This is a genomic window from Spirosoma lacussanchae, from assembly GCF_005870035.1.
In the GTDB taxonomy this organism is placed as follows: domain Bacteria; phylum Bacteroidota; class Bacteroidia; order Cytophagales; family Spirosomataceae; genus Spirosoma; species Spirosoma lacussanchae.
Genome location: NZ_SWJG01000001.1, coordinates 1,933,134 through 1,951,543 on the forward strand (window position 1 = coordinate 1,933,134; position 18,410 = coordinate 1,951,543).

Here is an 18,410-nt window from a genome sequence, read left to right on the forward strand (position 1 = left end):
AATGATCGTAGACTTTATTGCCTGTTTTTATCTACTTTACGTCCCATAAACCTCTCTACCTCTACTTCTTATGGAGCCTTTACGCCGGCAGTTATCGGACGCTGATTTGATGGCGGGTATCCGGTCGGGTGGTACACAGCGTCGGCTCTTTGAAAATAAGCTGTACGAAAAATACGATTACCTCATTGCCGACGGTGTGCGAAAACACCGCCTGACCGAAGACGATTGCGCCAGTGCTTACTCCGATTCGGTCCTGACCCTCTTCGAACACATTACCACCGGCCGGTTTGAGGGCCGTTCGGAGCTTAAAACGTATCTCTATCAAATTTTTTCGAACAAATGTGTTGACGCTATTCGGAAAAAGACGACTAACCGAAGTAGTGTCCACGATGCCCTATCGCTCGACGATACGCTCCTGCAATTACCCGATGAAGCCCGTTCGGCGGTACAGCGGCTCATTGCCCAGAGCGACGTAGACGCCCTGCATCGGCATTTGCGAAGTATTGGCGATAAGTGCCGCGCCATGATTCTGGCCTGGGGAGAAGGGTATTCTGACGACGAAATTGCGCAGACCATGGGCTACAACACGGCCGCTGTTGCCAAAACCAGCCGACTGCGCTGTATCGAAAAGTTGCGCGAACGCTATCGCGACATGCTATGAACGATCTGGAGATCATTGAAAACTACCTGAACGGTCAACTCTCCGCCGATGAACGAATGCGGTTTGAGACCTCGCTCCGCACTGACCCGGCCGTGGCCGATGCGCTTGCCTTTTATGTGCTGACCAAACAGGTGGCCCGGCAGGAAGCCCGCGAGCAGCGCCTGGCCGAACTGGATGCCCTGCGCCGGAACAAACATCCGCAATCCGCCCTGTCCACCGGCACTGACGACTCCATACCGGCAAAGCCCCAGCTATGGCGGGCACCCATGCGCTGGGTTGCAGCGGCCAGCGTCGTGCTGCTGCTGGGGCTGGGCTGGTACATCTTCCGCCAGGCCGGCGGGCCAACAAGTGCCGTAGAACTGGCCGACACCTACCTCAACCAGCAATACGGTCAGTTGAGCACGACCATGAGTGGCGGCCCGGCTGACCGGCTTAAACAGGGTATTGACCTGTATAACCAGCAAAAATTTCAGGAAGCTGAACTGATTTTTAATCAGCTACTTACCGAGCAACCCGATAATAATCGCGTCCTGAAACTGGCCGGTCTTGTTGCCCTACGACAGGCAAATTACGACGAAGCCATAGCGTGTTTTCACCGCCTTAGTCAGCGGACAGACCTGTATTCAAATCCAGGCATGTTCCTCGAAGCACTCGCCCGGCTCAAACGGAACCAACCGATGGATAAAGAGCAGGCCAAAAAGTTGCTTGACGAGGTCATTACCAGCAACTTGGAAGGCAAAAGCACCGCGCAGTCTCTTATTAAACAGCTGTAATTAACCTATACCCAGTCATGTCCCACTCTAAGGAAAAACCCATGTTGAACCCAGGGCGCCCCAATTTTCATGTGAAGGTTAAGCGGTTATATGAAAAAGGTGAGCTCGTTCCCGATACGGTGCCAGACGAGATTGACCCGCGCCGACTGGTAGTACGTAATCAACTGGTTGCGCTGTTCGAAAAGCCTTTGGAGGTGGACCATGAGAAGAGCTTAGGTCTCGTGGGTATCGGGGGCCGGGACAAACGAAAAGTAGAAATCAGCCAAGCACGGGTCATCAAACGATCCCACTGTAATCCGAATCTGGTATTGCTCGAAGGTGATAACGCGCACCTGTTAACGGAGGATATAAAGATTATTTCTGGTCCTACCCTCGATATAGTCAAGAGTAGTGCCAATGATGTACACTACTCCGAGGGCGGTACCATTACTCCTCCGCCCAAAATCCTGGATTCCGGCGGGCCGGGCAACCCGAACCCACCGCGAATAAAGCCGACATTGTTCGATTTTCAACTCCGACGCATCATCCGTGATTCGCCGGCCTGGCAAGATTTTCCGATTGTGGGTATTATGGATACGGGTATCGATTTTTCATACCCTAATACCGAGTCGATACCGATTCAGTTTAACGGCGGAAAACCCCTGTGCAGAAAAACCATTGAACCAGATTTTATCGGCTGGGATTTCGTACACGACCAGAACTATCCCTACGACGACAACGACCGGAGCAAGCACGGAAGTCGTATTGCGGCCATCATCAGCAGACAGATGGAGCACAAGGTTCGCATTCTGCCGCTGAAAGTCATCGACAAGTACGGTATAGGTCAGCTATTCGATATTCTCTGCTGCTTTGAATACCTGCTTCACTCCGACAGTTTGCCTCAAAAGCCGGTAGCGATCAATGCCAGCTGGGGATTTTATCAGTCGACAGAAGACCGATTACTAAGTAGTTATATACCGCGCCTGCAGGATGCGGGAATCTGGCTGGTTAATGCGGCTGGTAACGAGGGTGATGTAAAGAATAATAAGACTGTAAATCTGGACGATGAGCGCAGATGGCCTTCTTGTTATAGTGACCAGTTTGCCAGCGTAGTGACGGTGACAACCGTGAAGCGAATTCCTCTGCGGGGTTTCGAGACGGTCGAAAACTTTTCAAAGAGGTTTGTTAACATGGGTATCGGCAGCGGAAACGATGGCAAATTTATTGAGCCACTGGTGTCGGAAGATAATTTACCTCCGGTTACGTTTCCGCCGGTAAAGGGGTCATCATTTGCAACGCCATTTGCGGTTGCGCAAATCGTGAAATGCAACCAGCGCCCCACCACCATACCGGAGCGTCTGAGGATGCTCATGTCGATACCGGGCCGAATCACCGCGCTCACCGATCAGATCGATCAGGGTACGGTTGTTCCAGTCGAGACGAACTAAGGCCGGCCATCAGCGTAGTGGCGATCCGTGTAGTTGAGAGTGTCCGTTCAGTTATTAAGTATAGCTATGAGAAACGCACGACTGCTTTGGGTGATCAGTGGCTATACGCTGGCTACGCTAACTACCTATGCCCAATGCCCTGCGCTCCGGTCAGACTGGGACCGGCTTCAGAAAAATACGACGCTCGAGGCTAGCCAGCTGGCCGGACAGGCCCTCGCCCTACAAAAACGATGGAGGGCTTGTCATGAGCCTGTCGATACGTCTTTTGTGCGTCTACTCCTGTTTACCGGTACTCAATTCAGACAGCAGGGAAAATACGCCGAGGCCATCGGCTATTATCAGCAAGGGGTGAAACTGACCACTACTAGGCCCGAAAACCGGGCGCTGGCGGCTCAGGCTCACTATCTGGCTGGCTCGTCGTATCTGTATGATAACAGAGCGGAACAGGCAACGGCATCCTTACTACAGGCCCTACGCTGGGCCAAAGGTCGTGATGCTGACCTGAAATGGGCGACCAGTTCGTTATTGAACCTGGCTTACATAAGCGCATCGGGAGGAGAGTACCAGCAGGCGCTGACTTATGCCGAATCGGGCTCGCGGCAGGCTGTCGGTCTGAATAAGCCGCGAATCGTTGCACAACTATTACGCGAGAAAGCCAATGCCCTGTACTGGCTCGGCCGTTACGATGACGCCATTGTTACTATTGAAGAAGCCTGCCGACTCAGTATTGCGGCTGCTGTAACAGATGTTCTGCCGCAGTTGTATTTATTACTGGGCGACATAGAGAGCAATCGCAATAAGAATGTGTCGGCGATGAAGGCCTATCAGAAAGTGGTTCAGCTGGCCGATCAGGCCAATGATACCGCGCTGAAAGGGGTTGTTCTCAATAATCTTGGCTATTTGTATTTCAAACAGAAAAACTACCCCCGGGCGGTTCAGACCTATCAGGAGGCCCTGCAGGTAGAAACCAATCCGATGAATCGGGTCCGCCTGCTCGATAACATTGCGTCGGCACTGCGTCGGCAGGGGCAGTATACGAAAGCCCTGTCCGTTTATCAGCAAAGCCTGGCAGCCGTGCCTAATATTCGGTTTGCTGCGTCGGATATAACAAAAAATCCGGCAGCCGAATCTATTCGATCCGTGCTTCAGCGCGAGTACCTGCTCACCACCGTTCAGGACAAAGCGGACGCCTGGTTAGACTACGCCAGGGCGACCGGAAACAACAAACAACGCCTGTACCATGCCCTGCATACCTACCAGGTGGCCGATCAGATGATCGACTTCATGCGGTGGGAACATACCGAGCAGCAGTCGAAACTGTTCTGGCGAAATAAAACCAGAACCCTTTACGAGCGCGCTATTGAAACCTGCTGGCGGTTGGGCGATGCCGAACAGGCATTTCGGTTTATTGAAAAAAGCCGGGCCGTCATGCTGGCCGACAAACTGAACGAGCTGGGAGCCCGGCGGCAGCTGACAGTCGAACAGAATGCCGAAGAAAAACGATTACAGGCCACCCTCAGTGAACAGCAAACCGCGCTGGCCAATGCACCGGCAGGCAGGGCTTACGATAGTTTGCGGGTAGCCCTGCTGGATGGCCAGGTTAAGCTTGATCGGTTCCGGCGGGGGCTGGAAGCTTCCAATCCGGCTTATTACCGTTATAAGTACGACACCACGACCACCCACCTGGCTGACCTGAAAGCATACCTGACCGAACGGAAAACATCGTATGTCAGCTATTTCATAGGAGATAGTAGCCTGTATGTACTGGGCGTGGCCGGTAGGCGTACAACGCTGGTTCGGCAACCGCTTAGTAACTACAGCCAGACCGTTCGCTCGTTTATGGACTTGCTGGCCAATCCTGATGCGATGAACCAGCGGGCCAACGTGCGTCAGTTCATGCGGCTGGGACACTCACTCTATCAGCAGCTGCTGGCTCCAATTAGGCTACCCCAAGGCCGGGTTATCGTGTCGCCCGATGGGGCGTTTGTCCCGTTCGAGGCTCTGAGCCGCTCGGCCAGTACCGCCGACTATCTGGTGCAGACAAAGGCGTTCAGCTATGCCTATTCGGCGCGGCTGCTGCTGAAAAATGAAACGAGAGCCTCCGCTACGGCCAACTTGCGGAACACTGATTTTCTGGGGGTAGCACCGGTAACCTTCGCGGCTAGTCTGGGGCAGGTGTCTCTCCCGGGATCAGATGCTGCGCTTCAGCCAATAGCCGATCGGTTCGGGTCGTCGGTGCTGCTTGTCCATGCGCAAGCCCGACGCCGAACCTTCCTCGACGAAGCCGCCAGCGCGCGCGTTGTTCACCTCTTTACCCACGCCATTGCTGATGATAGTACGGGCCAGGAGCCTCAGCTTTACTTTGCCGATTCGACCCTACAACTATCTGACTTAGGTAACAACGATTTATTTAATACTCAACTGGTAGTGCTGGCAGCCTGTAAAACCGGCATTGGAGCCAACCAGCGGGGCGAAGGCGTGTTCAGTTTAGCGCGGGGCTTCGCTGCCCTTGGTGTTCCCAGCGTACTGACAACCCTCTGGAGTGTTGAGAACAAAGCAACCTACGACATCACCAATTTATTCTATCGCTACCTGGCCGAAGGAATGCCCAAGGACTTAGCCCTGCAGCAGGCCCAGCGCGACTGGCTGGCAAAAGCCGAGGGCGAAAATCAACTACCCAACTATTGGGCAGGTCTGATCGTCGTAGGCGATGCGGCTCCGATCGACCAGCCGCTGGCCTGGCCCTGGATGGTCGGCAGCGCTTTGCTGTTGCTGAGCCTGGGTCTTATCTGGGCCTGGTGGCGTAGGAAACGTCGGGTCGCGCAGCCGTCTCCACAGTATAACCTGTCGTAACGGGTAGCTAGCGTTTTCTTATAAATTGGGTTTCATGGTGTCCGCCAGTTTAAAAACCTCGGCCAGGCACTTTGCCGTGAGTTCCGCATCTTCGAGGGCATTATGAAAGCCATCTTCCCGTGCCAGACCGAAATAGCTGGCAATGGCTGTCAGGCTCAGCCGGTCCGGCACGTTACGGCCGTTCGCGCGCAGGACCCGGAAGGTAAAGTAGCTAAGTGTATGCAGATCGAGCAGCACCCGTGAAAACGGCCACTTTAGCTTTTCGTACCGATACGCTTCCTTCAAAAAATTGATGTCATTGATGACGCTCTGGCCACAGATAATCACGTCGCGCAGGTAAGGCGTACGGTCGAGCTGACCCGCCGGTACCCGTATAGAGAGTTGTTTGCAGATCCATTCTTCCAGCTCGGGCAATACGTCGTACATCATGGGCGCATCCTGCAAATCAGCCAGAGACAAGTTATGAATCTTTTCCGAAGACGACGAGAAGGCATCTTCGTTCTCGGGGTAGACGTTTGTAAGGTACTGTCCCTTCCTGACCCAGTTGTCGTCGAAAAGTACTGCGCCAATCTGAATAATTTCGTTATAATCCGGCTCAGGGCCGGTCATTTCGAGGTCAAGTACAAGGTAGGGCATGGGGTATGATGGCAAAGTTGATTAAAGTGAAAAATAACGACACAGTTTTTCAAGTGTGAAACAAACGGGATACGTTGGGCGTTTATCCCTTAACAACGCAGCAAAACCCCGACGACTTACGGTCCGTCGGGGTTTTTTGTTACCGGGTGATCGACCCAGTTGCCCTTCGAAAGTACCTTGCCGATATCGCCACTTACCTGCTGGATAAACTGTAGATGTTCCATAAACAGCAGATCGGCCGAAGTCGGCTCAGGCGTGTCGATTGTGTCGGTAGGGGCGGGGCGGGCGGTGGCCGACTCCAGGGGCTGCGTTTCCAACAGGCGCTTCTGACTGTCGATCAGGGTGGCCGTGGCCCGCTTGATCGGTTTAAGTACCTCTGCCGAATACGGCCTGGGCCGGTCAGTCAGCAAGCCGGTAATTAGGGTAGCAATATTGGCCGATAGGATGTGGTTGAGTACCACAAATTCGTAGATGAGCGTTTCGTTGCGCTGTTTACGCTTCGGTTCCGACGTCATCCGTTGAAAGGCCGCTGCCAGGTTGGCCGAAGCTACGTACACCTCTTTTCTGACCAGTTTATAATCGACAACCGGCACTGATTTGCCCGACAGTCCATCGAGGAGCAGATTCATATACCGGATGTTGGCGCTGAGCATTTCGCGCATGGTGTTGACAATCTGGTTCGACTCCCAGTTGGGAAAAAGAAGATAGCTGGCGCCGAAGGCCAGCAGCCCGCCCAGCAGCGTATCCAGAAACCGCTCGCCCGCCACGTCGAGATAGCCCGTTCCCAGAAAGCTGAAAACAATTAGCAGGAAAGGAGTTACGCAGACAACCATGACCAGGTAGTTGAACCGGAGAAAGCTGTAGGTGCCCAGCATGAACAGGACCAGAAACGCGAACTGAGCGGCTTTGTCGGGCACAAACATCAGAATCAGAACTCCGATGATGGCCCCGGCCAGCGTGCCGGTAATGCGTTCAATGTTTCGTTGTTTGGTCAGGCTGAAAGCTGGTTTAAGAATGACTAATACCGTGAGCAGTACCCAGTAGCTATAGTCGCCGTACGGCAGTACGAGCGTGAGCAGGTAGCCAACGACCAGCGATACCGCCACCCGCACCGAATGCCGGAAAGCCGATGACTCCCGGGTCAGGTTGTTTCGGAAAGAAGACCAGTCGATGACCTGGTGAGATACAAACCGGCCGTATTCGAGGGTGTCGGCCCGATCGGTAGGCACCGAGGGTTGGCTAATGTTGTTCTGAATAATTGACAGCCGCTGGCTGATGGCTCGTAGGCCGACCATGGCTTTTCGCAGAACGAGGGTACTGCCGTATTCGGGACTCAGCGCTTCGATGTGCTGCCAGAGATCATCGAGCTGTTTGCTGATGTCGATCGGTGGTCGCCGAATCACGCTGGCCTGTATCGATAAGCCAATGTAATCGAGCTCGATGGACAACTTACGAATCAGGGCGGCAAAGCGCGGCAGAACCCCGGCCTGACCAAACCGCTCCAGCATATCGGCATAGTCGAGGTACATGGCCAGTATCTGGTCGTACAGATCAACGACGTCCGTGAAGGTAAGCACGAGCAGGCGGCTGGTATTGTCGGACTCGGCCATCAGCTGTCGGCTTTTGAAGAGGATTTCGCGCACGGCATCCTGCTGCTCGCTCACCACAACCTGCTGGGCAACCAGCCGTCGGTAGTCGTCATCGAGCGGGGTGCTGATGTCATAAAAATCGGCTTTGATGGCCATGAAGGTAGCCACGGCATGGATACACTGGCCCAGCGCCTGCCGGGCAGCCTGATAGGGGCGAAGCCTTGACGAGAGCAGACCAATGGCCGTATACCAGAGTCCGCCGGCCGCAATGAGTCCGCTCTCGCGTAAAATACCCATCAGATCGAGCGGCCGGTCGAGCATCAGGATCATCGTGAGTAAAGCGGCTGTACCGACCGAGGTAGCCCGGTTGCCGTAAATCACGAACATGGAAAAAAAGAACCCCAGCAACCCGATTTCCAGGGTCATGGAAATCGGGTGCAGGCGCGCTACGCCAGTCAGTAAGGTCATCCCGACGCTGACGACAACCGTGGCCAGCATGGCATTCCGGCGGTGCTGAACCGGGCCGGGGGCATCGCTTAAACTGACGGCCAGTGCCCCCAGCGATATAGCCATACCCGTATCCAGCTGCCCAAACTGGTCAAAAACCAGCGAGGGCAGCAGAATAGACAGCGTGGTACGAAAGCCGTTCGAGAAGTTCTGGCTTGAGAGAAAATAGGCGATTTCCCGGATGCGTCGGTTCATAACGCCCCCGTTACTATTCGTCCAGCTGCTGAATACGTGTCAGGTGCCGACCGCCTTCGAAGGGCGTATCTAGCCAGATTTGCACGAGTTTGAGCGCCGTTTCTTCACTCATCATCCGCTCGCCCAGCGAGATCACGTTGGCGTCGTTATGCTGGCGGCATAAGCGGGCCGATTCTTCATTCCAGCAGAGGGCCGCGCGGACGCCTTTGATGCGGTTCGACATAATGGCTTCGCCGTTGCCTGAGCCGCCCAGTACAACGCCACGTTCTACCTCGCCAGCCGCTACGGCTTCGGCAACGGGCCGGATAAAACGCGGGTAATCAACCGAAGCGTCGGAGTAGGTACCCATGTCCGTTACGTCATGACCCTGGTCAATCAGATACTGCTTAATGGCTTCTTTGTAGCGGAAACCGGCGTGGTCGGAGCCGATGGCAATTTTCATAAAGTAATGCGAGGTTGATATCAGGCTCAAAAGTAGCCAAAATGCGGGCCAGACGAAATAATAATGTAGATAACCCAGTGGTCGGATCATGTGGCTGAGCGCCATTCAGATTGACTGGCCTCAGACCGGCGCTGAGAAATAGGTATCCACGATTTTCTGGATCATATCCCGCGTTAAAGGTTTGCTGTAATAGCCAGCTACTTCGCCCATGCCAATGGCCCGCTGCCGGTCGGCGGGGTTTAGCGAAGTTGTCAGCATCAGCAGGATGAGTCGACTCTTTTGTGAGGCTGGCAGCTGGTGGTACCGATCCAGAAATTCGAATCCGTTCATGCCGGGCATGTTGATGTCCAGCATGATGACGTCGGGCTGCAGATAGTCGGGACGATCGGTCTGGGTCAGGTAATCGAGGGCTTTCTGGCCGTTTTCGGCGATCCGTACTGTTTCGCAATAGCCCGACTCCTCAATAATCAGCTGATGAAAGAAATTATCGTCGGGGTCATCGTCAACCAACAGAATGCAGCGAATCGGTTTGGGCATAATGCTGAAGTGTTTTTATAATTTTAGGAAGGGTAAAGTGAAAGGTACTGCCAGTGCCGGGGGTACTCTCGACCCAAATCCGGCCGCCGTAAATATCGATGACTTTCTTTACGGTGGCAAGTCCAATGCCGGTTCCTGAGTATTCGTTACGGCCGTGTAGGCGCTGAAAAATCTGAAAGATGCGGTCGTGGTATTTCAGATCGATACCAATACCGTTGTCACTGACCATAAAATGATAGCGGTCGCCCCGGTCGGTGACCCGGATCAGGACTTTAGGGTCGGTAGCCGGCCGGCGGTATTTGAGCGCGTTACTGACCAGGTTCTGAAACAGCTGATGAATATCGGTCTGGTGGGCGGTTAGCGTAGGAAGCGTGCCCTCCACACGAATGGTCGCGTGGGTAGCCTGTATGTCGGCCTGGTGTTCTTCGATCACATTGGCCACAACCTGATTCAGGTCAACAGGCGTAAACTCGACGGTGTTGCCAACCCGTGAGAAAGCCAGCAGATCGTTGATCAGCGAGCGCATCCGGTCGGCCGCAGCGGTTGAAACGCTGATCAGCTTTCGGGCGTCGGTGTCGAGGTGGCTGCTGTGTTTAGCTTCCAGCAGCGTGAGGTAATTGGTAATGGTTTTCAGGGGCGACTGCAGATCGTGGGAGGCCACGTAGGCAAACTGCTGCAATTCTTCGTTGGAGCGGGCCAGTTCCTGCATGGCCTGTTGCCGAAGGGTAAGCTCCCGGCTGTACTCTTCCGATGTCCGCAACCCCAGGGCCTCGTTAAAATACCGGATCAACGCTATTACGGTAGCAATTGAAACAAGACCCGTCATAAACCGGACAAGGGCATTGATGCGGTATGCAGGCCACCAGAACATGAGCGCATCGATCAGGTGAGTCAGGCCGCAGAGCAGAATGAAAGCGCCAAACAGCCAAAACACACCCGTAAGGGGAACCCCGGTTTTTTTGAGTAAAAACCGAATGAGTATGAGCGGTATGGCCATGTAGGCCAGCCAGATGGTAAGGTCCGAAACGATATAGAGCCATCCGTGGAACTCGGTCCAGGTACCACACAGCCAGCGGGGAGGCCAGTCGCTGGTGTCGGTAAGCCGTCGGAAAAACTCGAAAAACTGATCCATAGTAAGCGTAAGACTGGGGAGAGCCGGTAAAGAAAGTAAACCCCGCTGAACCGAACTATAAATGTACTAAGTCCGGTTGGGATGTAGATAATGCAAGTCTACCAAAAAAGAAGAACAGCCGTACATTTACCTATCCATCAGTCAGGGCGATACCTAACCAGCGCGAACCTTATGCGCGTAGACTTGTTCGGAACGGGGGGCATCGGTAATTTGCGGCCCTCAATACAACCAGCTTATGATTCCAGCCACTAATCAGCGGCCAGCCGCTACCATCCTCTTTATATTCGGCGGCAGCGGTGATCTGAACCTCCGGAAACTAACGCCAGCGCTTTACAACCTCTTTATCGACCAGTACCTGCCCGAGCGGTTTGCCGTTGTTGGCCTGGGCCGTAGTCAGTATGATAACGATTCGTTCCGGGAGCGCCTGCTCGACGGGGTACAGTCTTTCTCGCGCCGTAAAAACGGACCCGAAGACGCCTGGAAATCATTTTCGCCCCTGGTATCCTACCTGCAGATGGACGCGGGCGATGCGGGCGCCTATGGTACGCTATCCGATTTTGTGCGTCAGAAAGAAGACGAATGGGGCGAGCATCCCAACGTGGTGTTCTACCTGGCCGTAGCTCCGCAGCTGGTTCCCAATATCGCTACCAACCTCAGCAAGCTGGAGCTGTGTGGCGACAAACGGCACGTGCGGATCGTGGTGGAGAAGCCGTTTGGCCATGACCTGAAAACGGCCCTCGAACTGAACGAACTACTGGGTGGCCTCTTTGCCGAAGAACAGATCTATCGCATCGATCACTACCTGGGTAAGGAAACGGTACAGAATATTCTGGCACTCCGGTTCGCCAATTCGCTTTTTGAACCGATCTGGAACCGGCGCTACGTCGAATACGTGCAGATCACAGCCGCCGAAACGGTAGGGCTCGAAGGTCGGGGAGGCTACTACGAAGGCTCCGGTGCACTGCGTGATATGATTCAGAATCACCTGCTGCAGGTCATGTGCATGGTGGCTACCGAAGCTCCGGTCAATTTCGATGCGAATGAAGTCCGAAACAAAAAAGTAGACGTACTGCACGCGATTCGCCCTATCAAGTCAGAAGACGTCAAAAACATGGCCGTTCGTGGTCAGTACGGACCGGGACGCGTAAAAGATAAAGACATTCCGGGCTACCGGCAGGAAGAAGGCGTTAAGGCCGATTCGGCCACCGAAACGTTTGCCGCCGTAAAACTGTACGTCGATAACTGGCGGTGGGAGAATGTGCCGTTCTACCTGCGTACGGGCAAATCGCTGGCCGAAAAAACGACGGTCATTACGATTCAGTTTAAAGCGGCTCCGGATTTTGCCTTCCCCGACGAAGCCATATCGACCTGGGAGTCGAACCGGCTAACGATTGGTATCCAGCCGGCCATGGATATACGGCTGCGCTTTCAGGCCAAACGCCCGGGGCAGACCCTGGCCATCGATCCGGTGGAGATGGTGTTCAGCTACAAAACGGCTTACGACGGGCAGGAACCCGAAGCCTACGAAACTCTGCTGCTCGACGTGATGACGGGCGATGCAACCCTGTTTATGCGCGCCGATCAGGTAGAAGCGGCCTGGCGGGTGGTTACCCCCATCCTCGACGCCTGGGAGAGCGAAGCCCCCACTGATTTCCCGAACTACACACCCGGCTCATGGGGTCCCGAAGCAGCCATGCGCCTGGTCGAAAAAGACGGGTTTTCGTGGAAATAACCCGGTCCGGTGGTTGATCCGTCGTTCGTGCTGGCGTCAGCATCGTTTTCTACTAATTGCAAACCGATCGTATGCAGGTTCTTATCAAGAAAAACCCGGACGCGCTGGCCAAGGCTGCGGCTGAGTTTATTACGAAGCAGATCAAAGAGGTTCTGAAAAAACAGGATCGTTTTACCATTGCCCTGTCGGGAGGCAGCACGCCCAAAGCCCTGCACGAACTGCTGGCGAAATCACCCTTTGCCGAGCAGATTCCGTGGCTGCAGCTGCATGTTTTCTGGGGCGACGAGCGGTACGTACCCATTGACGACGAGCAGAGCAATGCCGGGATGGCCTACGATACCCTGCTGGGGCACGTGTTCACCCCCGAAGAACAGATTCACGTCTGGCGCACCGAACTCGAACCCGAGGCTGCGGCTGCCGACTATGACCGGGTTTTACACGACTATTTTGGCGACACCGGCCCCACCTTCGACCTGGTGTTGCTGGGCATGGGCGACGACGGGCATACGCTGTCCCTGTTTCCGGGTACCGAGGTCGTACATGAGCAAACCAGCTGGACAAAGGCTTATTTTCTGAAGCAGCAAAATATGTACCGGCTCACCCTCACGGCTCCGGTGGTAAACCGGGCGTCGTGTGTGTTGTTTTTGGTGGCTGGTCCTAAAAAAGCGGCCCCGCTGAAAGAGGTCCTGGAAGGTGAGTTTCGGCCCGACACTTATCCGTCGCAGGTTATTAAACCCGCTGACGGCCAGCTCATCTGGATGGTCGATGAGAAGGCGGCAGCCAACCTCAGTCAGTAGCCGCCATCCGTGTAACGTATAAACCGCTCGACGCTACCGATCAGTAGGCGTCGGGCGGTTTTTTGTTTAGGAAGCAATAGGAGATCGACTCCTGTATCATCCGGAACAAACTAACTTCTTCATTCTCATGCGAATCCAATCCTTAGCATTCCTGCTCATGGCCTGGGCAGTCAGCTTCTCCATAGCTACCGCTCAGACAAGCGCGGCCCCGGCCGACTCATCGGCCATGCTCATCGGCAAATGGGCCGGTACGTACGAAGGCTCAGACGCGGGAAAATTCGACCTGATCATCAATCAGGACAACACCCGGAAGCTGACCGGCCAGGTTGTGATGCTGGCTCCCGACGGGAATCGGTATCCAATCGATCTGAAAGTGATTACTTGGCAAAACGGCAAACTCAACGCAGCCTATGCCGATCCGCAGGGCGGGAGTGACGTCACGTTTTCGGGTACCTTAGAACAGTCTGCGCTAAAAGGGAACTGGCGGGCGTCCGATGGTATGGCAACGGGTAGCTGGCAGGCCACCCGGGCCGACAAGTAGCTGGCGGGTGATTAGCTCAGGTTCTTTTTAAAGAATGAAATAGTGCGGTCCCAGGCTAGTTTGGCCGCGGTTTCGTTGTATCGGTTGGGCGCGGTGTCGTTGTGAAAAGCGTGCTGCGCGCCTTCGTATACGTAAAGTTCATAGGCGACCCCTGCCTTCTTCAGCGCTTCTTCGTAGGCCGGAATCCCGGCGTTAACCCGCTCGTCCAGCCCGCCGTAATGGAGTTGTACGGCCGCTTTGATCTTAGGTACGTCGGCCGCGTCGGGCTGGCGACCGTAGAACGGGACCGCAGCTTTCAGGTCAGGCACGTGAACGGCGAGCTGATTGGCCATAGCTCCACCCCAGCAGAAACCAACGGCACCTATCTTGCGGGTACTGTCGGGGCGGGTTTTTAGGTAGTCGACGGCTTTCATGAAATTCTCGCGCGTTTTCTGGGCGTCCAGTTTGCCGAACAACTCCCGCATCTGGGTTTCGTCGGTTGGGGTGCCTCCGGCGGCCGACAGCGCATCCGGGGCGAGGGCAACAAAGCCCGCCAGCGCCACGCGTCGGGCTACGTCTTCGATGTGGGGGTTGAGGCCCCGGTTTTCGTGGATGACGATAACGGCCGGATACTTACCAGCTGCTGCGGGCCGGGCCAGGTACCCCTTCATGGTAGTATCGGAGCCGGGGTAAGTGATGGATTCGGTTTTGATACGATCGTCCTGAGCCGTGATGGTTTCGGCCTTGGCGTAGTTGACTTCCAGTAAGGGCAGCACCGCCAGAGCAGCGGCTGTTCCGCCCGTCAGTTGGGCCAGTCGTTTCAGAAAGTCGTCTCGTTTGAGCGGTTTATGGGTATACTCGTCGAAGAGGTTGATAATGCGCTGATCCATGCCAGATTGGGGTTTAGTGCTCGTTTGGTAAAGCTGCCGAATCAACCGATCATTTGCAAATGTGGTTGCTCGATCGTCAACAAACACAGGTAAGCAACGCCAGCTGGCGCGCTCACCCGTGTTGTCGATGGAGTCCGGATTTACTGGAACATACCGCCCGATGCCTCGATTCGCTGGGTGCTAACCCAACGGGCGTCGGCCGAGCAAAGGAACGCTACCACACCACCCACATCGTCGGGAACGCCCAGTCTCCCCAGTGCCGTCTGCGATGATATAAACGCGCCCAGCTCGGGATGAGTGTCGCGGGCTGCCTGGGTGAAATCAGTTTCAATAAGACCGGGTGCTACCAGATTGGCCCGGACTAATTGAGTTATTGATTCAAGCTACTAGAGAGAAAATTTTGGCTGAAACACAAAAAATGAATGGACAAGAAATCAATATTTTGAGACAAATGTCGGTGCGGCAGTTAACTCAGTTTTATCAAACCGTAATTTATGCACATCATGTAACCGGAACTTTGTTTAGGTATTCAGGTGGTTGGTCTTCGGACGGAAATCATGCCAACGCTTTCAAGTACGTACTATATGCTTTCCTTTTGGCCGACTCCTTCTGACCGTTTAAAGCGGTTCCACTACTAAATGCCCACGAGATTGGTCAAAGAGGCTGCCTTACCCAAATGGACCAGCAGAATAACGCCATTGGCATTAATTTGTACAATTCTGGCGTAAGAGTTGAGTCAAACGCAATTTCAGCTTTATGGGAAACGGCTTTACGCGGGCAACTATGGGTACTTGGGGGAAGTTACACAATTCAAACACCATATATAGATAACTTTAGGTATGAGAGTCCCTGTGGCACTCTGTACGCTACTATTATTGGTGGCGTGTAAATCAAATGAGTCAGAATCAACGCTTCCAATAGCAAACGTTGCTATGGACACTGTTTTTTATGTAAAAAGAACTGTTGGCAACCGAGCTCCTAGAATTTCTCTTTGTGCGGTTGGTTATTTAGATGATTCCGCATCAATTATTTTAAAAAATCCACGTCAACCGCAAAAGATTTATTGGCAATTTTTCAAGCTTCCTAAAGGAAAAATCGATTCATTGAAATGTTCACTTGATTGTTATGATTCTGATGTGAATATTCAATATCAGCATCAGAATACGAGACAAGGAAACTTAAAGCTCATAGTCAATTATTGATTAACCAACTTTGAGTTTTGATAATGGATGTATCACCTAATCGGGTGCTATAGCTTACTGGCAGATTTATTTTGCGCACCATTATTTATGGAATCATTCTACGGAAGTTAGAACTTCGCTTAGTGCCAATAGCTTTCCGGTAACACGATGCTCGCCGATAGCTAAGAACGTGTTGGAGATTTGAAAAAGGTTGAGAGTCGTGTCAACTTTGTATCGACTGCACCGGTGGCCCGGCAAAATGCAAAGACACGCCCAAACAGTGGCAGCCACCGCATGGGTGACCCCGTTCTTTCGATGCATCGTCAAGGATTACGAGTATATACTATCTTCTTCAATAAGCTGGCTATTGTCAGCTAACAAACAACTCATGCTTTAGCGAATCGACCCTAACTACGAAAGGTATCTCCCCAACCGTTCTAACGAATGACACAAAATAGCGGGTTCCGACGGCTTGGGCTATGGTGACAGTTTCCGTTTAAATGGTGAGCATTTCAGTTTTTTCGCGCTCCGCCCGCCAGTACTCCTCCCGGTACTGCTTCGGAGTGACTCCCTGAAACCGCTTGAAAAACTTGGTGAAGTTGGAGGGGTCGAAGGTGAGCGTTTCGGCAATGCTGGCAACGGACTGCTGCGGATCGGTCAGCATGGACCGGGCTATGGTCATGATCTTTTCCTCAAAGAAGTAGCAGGGTGCCTGGCCAGTTGTGAGCTTGATGGTGTTGCTTAGGTGGGTGGGATGAATATGCAGTTCGTCGGCTATGTCCCGAATCTCATTCATCTCCGTAATGCGTCCGGCCAGCAGGTCGGCCAGATGTCGGTCAATCACCATCAGGAAGTCGGCAGTGATTGCATGCTGCCGGGCGGCTATTTTCTTGGGTAGTGTGTAAGTGGCCATGTTCTATTAATAAGACAAGGGTTACCCTATGAACCATCCTATGCTCCGTTTTGATCAGTATCACCCGGCAATTCGTGGCGCAAAGTGACCAGATCCATGGGAAAACACCGGCCCCCCTGTACCTTTGCAGCCGGATTTTAAAGAGTTAATAAAGGAAGGGACTCCAGACCTGGTACCCATTCTTTCGTTGACTCCTTCACTTTTTCGCTCTTACCACATGGAATACCGCATCGAGAAAGACACGATGGGCCAGGTTCAGGTGCCGGCCAACGTTTACTGGGGCGCGCAGACGCAGCGTTCCATCGAGAATTTTAAAATTGCTCAGGACATCAATAAAATGCCCCGCGAAATTATTCGGGCGTTTGCGTACCTCAAGAAAGCGGCTGCGCTGACCAACCTCGATGCCGGGGTGCTGGCGCCGGAAAAAGCCGAACTGATTGGCCGCGTCTGCGACGAAATTCTGGAAGGAACGCTGGACGATCAGTTTCCGCTGGTGGTATGGCAAACCGGATCGGGTACCCAGTCGAATATGAACGTTAACGAAGTGGTGGCCTACCGGGCGCACGTGCTGCAGGGTGGATCGCTCACTGACGAAAAGAAAGCGCTGCATCCGAACGATGATGTGAATAAGTCGCAGTCGAGTAATGATACCTTCCCGACGGCCATGCACATTGCCGCCTACAAGATCCTGCTGGACGTAACCATTCCGGGCATTACCAAACTGCGTGATACGCTGGCGGCCAAGGCCAACGCCTTTATGCACGTCGTAAAGATTGGCCGCACCCACTTCATGGACGCAACCCCGCTGACGGTTGGGCAGGAGTTTTCGGGATACGTGTCTCAACTCGATCACGGCCTGCGGGCTATCAACAACTCGCTGGCTCACCTGAGCGAGCTGGCGCTGGGCGGTACGGCCGTCGGAACGGGGATAAACACCCCGCCCAACTACGCCGACAACGTGGCCAAACACATTGCCAGCCTGACCGGTCTGCCGTTCGTTACGGCCGAGAACAAGTTTGAAGCCCTGGCTGCACACGATGCCATTGTTGAGGCACATGGCGCGTTGAAAACGGTAGCGGCCAGCCTGATGAAGATCGGCAACGACATCCGCATGTTGTCGAGTGGCCCGCGGGCGGGGATTGGTGAGTTATACATTCCGGACAACGAGCCGGGGAGCAGCATCATGCCGGGCAAGGTGAACCCGACCCAGTGTGAAGCCATGACAATGGTAGCCGCTCAGGTAATGGGCAACGACGTAGCGATCAACATTGGCGGTATGAACGGCCATTTCGAGCTGAACGTATTCAAGCCGGTCATGATCTATAATTTCCTGCATTCGGCCCGGCTTATCGGCGACGTATGCGTATCGTTCAACGACAAATGTGCCGAAGGTATCGAGCCGATCGAAGCCAACATCAAAAAGCACGTCGATTCGTCGCTGATGCTGGTAACGGCGCTGAATACCAAAATTGGCTACTACAAAGCCGCCGAAATTGCTCAAACTGCCCATAAAAATGGCTCTACGCTGAAAGAAACGGCCCTGCAACTGGGATACCTGACCGAAGAAGAGTTTAACGAGTGGGTCAAACCCGGCGACATGGTCGGCGAGCTGCCTGCCTGACGAT

17 protein-coding genes are annotated in these 18,410 nt (G+C 53.8%); 9 read left to right on the top strand and 8 right to left on the bottom strand.

Annotated elements, in window-relative coordinates; genetic code table 11:
* Positions 1–70 precede the first annotated feature (70 nt).
* From FBR45_RS07970 to FBR45_RS07985, 4 genes are all read left to right on the top strand, one after another.
* A complete protein-coding gene (locus FBR45_RS07970; RefSeq protein ID WP_077919973.1) occupies positions 71–661 on the top strand; it encodes an RNA polymerase sigma factor in 591 nt (196 codons plus the stop codon).
* The gene (locus tag FBR45_RS07975; protein ID WP_138500934.1) at positions 658–1,434 is read left to right on the top strand and encodes a tetratricopeptide repeat protein; all 777 of its coding nucleotides are present in this window, start codon (positions 658–660) and stop codon (positions 1,432–1,434) included. Before FBR45_RS07970 ends, FBR45_RS07975 begins: the two co-directional genes overlap by 4 nt.
* 17 nt (positions 1,435–1,451) lie before the next feature.
* A complete protein-coding gene (locus tag FBR45_RS07980) occupies positions 1,452–2,861 on the top strand; it encodes a S8 family serine peptidase (RefSeq protein ID WP_138500936.1) in 1,410 nt (469 codons plus the stop codon).
* A gap of 66 nt (positions 2,862–2,927) precedes the next feature.
* Complete coding sequence (locus FBR45_RS07985) at positions 2,928–5,714, top strand: CHAT domain-containing protein (RefSeq protein ID WP_138500938.1); 2,787 nt, start codon at positions 2,928–2,930, stop codon at positions 5,712–5,714.
* An 18-nt stretch (positions 5,715–5,732) separates the two neighbouring features.
* On the opposite strand, the gene FBR45_RS07990 is transcribed toward FBR45_RS07985, so the two are convergent.
* From FBR45_RS07990 to FBR45_RS08010, 5 genes are all read right to left on the bottom strand, one after another.
* Entirely contained in the window at positions 5,733–6,350 is a 618-nt protein-coding gene (locus FBR45_RS07990; RefSeq protein WP_138500940.1) for a 3'-5' exonuclease, read from the bottom strand.
* Between the two features lie 116 nt (positions 6,351–6,466).
* Positions 6,467–8,641, bottom strand: coding sequence for an FUSC family protein (locus tag FBR45_RS07995; RefSeq protein ID WP_138500942.1), 2,175 nt, complete (start codon positions 8,639–8,641; stop codon positions 6,467–6,469).
* Positions 8,642–8,654: 13 nt separating this feature from the next.
* Positions 8,655–9,083, bottom strand: a complete 429-nt coding sequence (gene rpiB, locus FBR45_RS08000) for a ribose 5-phosphate isomerase B (protein ID WP_138500944.1) — start codon at positions 9,081–9,083, stop codon at positions 8,655–8,657.
* 120 nt (positions 9,084–9,203) lie between these two features.
* On the bottom strand, positions 9,204–9,620 hold the full coding sequence (locus FBR45_RS08005) for a response regulator (protein WP_138500946.1): 417 nt from the start codon (positions 9,618–9,620) through the stop codon (positions 9,204–9,206).
* The gene (locus FBR45_RS08010) at positions 9,586–10,752 is read right to left on the bottom strand and encodes a sensor histidine kinase (protein ID WP_138500948.1); all 1,167 of its coding nucleotides are present in this window, start codon (positions 10,750–10,752) and stop codon (positions 9,586–9,588) included. Before FBR45_RS08010 ends, FBR45_RS08005 begins: the two co-directional genes overlap by 35 nt.
* Positions 10,753–10,987: 235 nt before the next feature.
* Here FBR45_RS08010 and zwf point away from each other — a divergent pair, with 235 nt between their 5' ends.
* The 3 genes from zwf to FBR45_RS08025 all read left to right on the top strand — a co-directional run bounded on the left by zwf (position 10,988) and on the right by FBR45_RS08025 (position 13,822).
* Positions 10,988–12,484 carry a glucose-6-phosphate dehydrogenase gene (zwf, locus tag FBR45_RS08015; protein ID WP_138500950.1) on the top strand — a complete coding sequence of 499 codons (1,497 nt, stop codon included), beginning with the start codon at positions 10,988–10,990 and terminating at the stop codon, positions 12,482–12,484.
* Between the two features lie 71 nt (positions 12,485–12,555).
* Positions 12,556–13,281: a 6-phosphogluconolactonase gene (pgl, locus tag FBR45_RS08020; protein WP_138500952.1), complete on the top strand. Its 726-nt coding sequence runs from the start codon at positions 12,556–12,558 to the stop codon at positions 13,279–13,281.
* A gap of 127 nt (positions 13,282–13,408) precedes the next feature.
* Positions 13,409–13,822: a hypothetical protein gene (locus FBR45_RS08025; RefSeq protein ID WP_246082150.1), complete on the top strand. Its 414-nt coding sequence runs from the start codon at positions 13,409–13,411 to the stop codon at positions 13,820–13,822.
* 11 nt (positions 13,823–13,833) lie between these two features.
* Here the strand turns inward: FBR45_RS08025 and FBR45_RS08030 are convergent, their stop codons facing one another.
* Together FBR45_RS08030 and FBR45_RS08035 are read right to left on the bottom strand one after the other, a co-directional pair.
* A complete protein-coding gene (locus tag FBR45_RS08030; protein ID WP_138500954.1) occupies positions 13,834–14,691 on the bottom strand; it encodes a dienelactone hydrolase family protein in 858 nt (285 codons plus the stop codon).
* Positions 14,692–14,831: 140 nt separating this feature from the next.
* Positions 14,832–15,065, bottom strand: coding sequence for an SDR family oxidoreductase (locus FBR45_RS08035; RefSeq protein ID WP_138502021.1), 234 nt, complete (start codon positions 15,063–15,065; stop codon positions 14,832–14,834).
* 465 nt (positions 15,066–15,530) lie between these two features.
* Between FBR45_RS08035 and FBR45_RS08040 the strand changes: the two genes are divergently transcribed.
* Complete coding sequence (locus tag FBR45_RS08040; protein WP_138500956.1) at positions 15,531–15,893, top strand: hypothetical protein; 363 nt, start codon at positions 15,531–15,533, stop codon at positions 15,891–15,893.
* A 475-nt stretch (positions 15,894–16,368) separates the two neighbouring features.
* On the opposite strand, the gene FBR45_RS08050 is transcribed toward FBR45_RS08040, so the two are convergent.
* Positions 16,369–16,785, bottom strand: a complete 417-nt coding sequence (locus FBR45_RS08050) for a helix-turn-helix domain-containing protein (RefSeq protein ID WP_138500958.1) — start codon at positions 16,783–16,785, stop codon at positions 16,369–16,371.
* 217 nt (positions 16,786–17,002) lie between these two features.
* Here FBR45_RS08050 and fumC point away from each other — a divergent pair, with 217 nt between their 5' ends.
* Entirely contained in the window at positions 17,003–18,406 is a 1,404-nt protein-coding gene (gene fumC, locus FBR45_RS08055) for a class II fumarate hydratase (protein WP_138500960.1), read from the top strand.
* Positions 18,407–18,410 lie beyond the last annotated feature (4 nt).

Coding starts and splice junctions, on each gene's coding strand:
- FBR45_RS07970 (WP_077919973.1), top strand. CDS start 71: ATGGAGCCTTTACGCCGGCAGTTATCGGACGCTGATTTGATGGCGGGT.
- FBR45_RS07975 (WP_138500934.1), top strand. CDS start 658: ATGAACGATCTGGAGATCATTGAAAACTACCTGAACGGTCAACTCTCC.
- FBR45_RS07980 (WP_138500936.1), top strand. CDS start 1,452: ATGTCCCACTCTAAGGAAAAACCCATGTTGAACCCAGGGCGCCCCAAT.
- FBR45_RS07985 (WP_138500938.1), top strand. CDS start 2,928: ATGAGAAACGCACGACTGCTTTGGGTGATCAGTGGCTATACGCTGGCT.
- FBR45_RS07990 (WP_138500940.1), bottom strand. CDS start 6,350: ATGCCCTACCTTGTACTTGACCTCGAAATGACCGGCCCTGAGCCGGAT.
- FBR45_RS07995 (WP_138500942.1), bottom strand. CDS start 8,641: ATGAACCGACGCATCCGGGAAATCGCCTATTTTCTCTCAAGCCAGAAC.
- rpiB (WP_138500944.1), bottom strand. CDS start 9,083: ATGAAAATTGCCATCGGCTCCGACCACGCCGGTTTCCGCTACAAAGAA.
- FBR45_RS08005 (WP_138500946.1), bottom strand. CDS start 9,620: ATGCCCAAACCGATTCGCTGCATTCTGTTGGTTGACGATGACCCCGAC.
- FBR45_RS08010 (WP_138500948.1), bottom strand. CDS start 10,752: ATGGATCAGTTTTTCGAGTTTTTCCGACGGCTTACCGACACCAGCGAC.
- zwf (WP_138500950.1), top strand. CDS start 10,988: ATGATTCCAGCCACTAATCAGCGGCCAGCCGCTACCATCCTCTTTATA.
- pgl (WP_138500952.1), top strand. CDS start 12,556: ATGCAGGTTCTTATCAAGAAAAACCCGGACGCGCTGGCCAAGGCTGCG.
- FBR45_RS08025 (WP_246082150.1), top strand. CDS start 13,409: ATGCGAATCCAATCCTTAGCATTCCTGCTCATGGCCTGGGCAGTCAGC.
- FBR45_RS08030 (WP_138500954.1), bottom strand. CDS start 14,691: ATGGATCAGCGCATTATCAACCTCTTCGACGAGTATACCCATAAACCG.
- FBR45_RS08040 (WP_138500956.1), top strand. CDS start 15,531: ATGAGAGTCCCTGTGGCACTCTGTACGCTACTATTATTGGTGGCGTGT.
- FBR45_RS08050 (WP_138500958.1), bottom strand. CDS start 16,785: ATGGCCACTTACACACTACCCAAGAAAATAGCCGCCCGGCAGCATGCA.
- fumC (WP_138500960.1), top strand. CDS start 17,003: ATGGAATACCGCATCGAGAAAGACACGATGGGCCAGGTTCAGGTGCCG.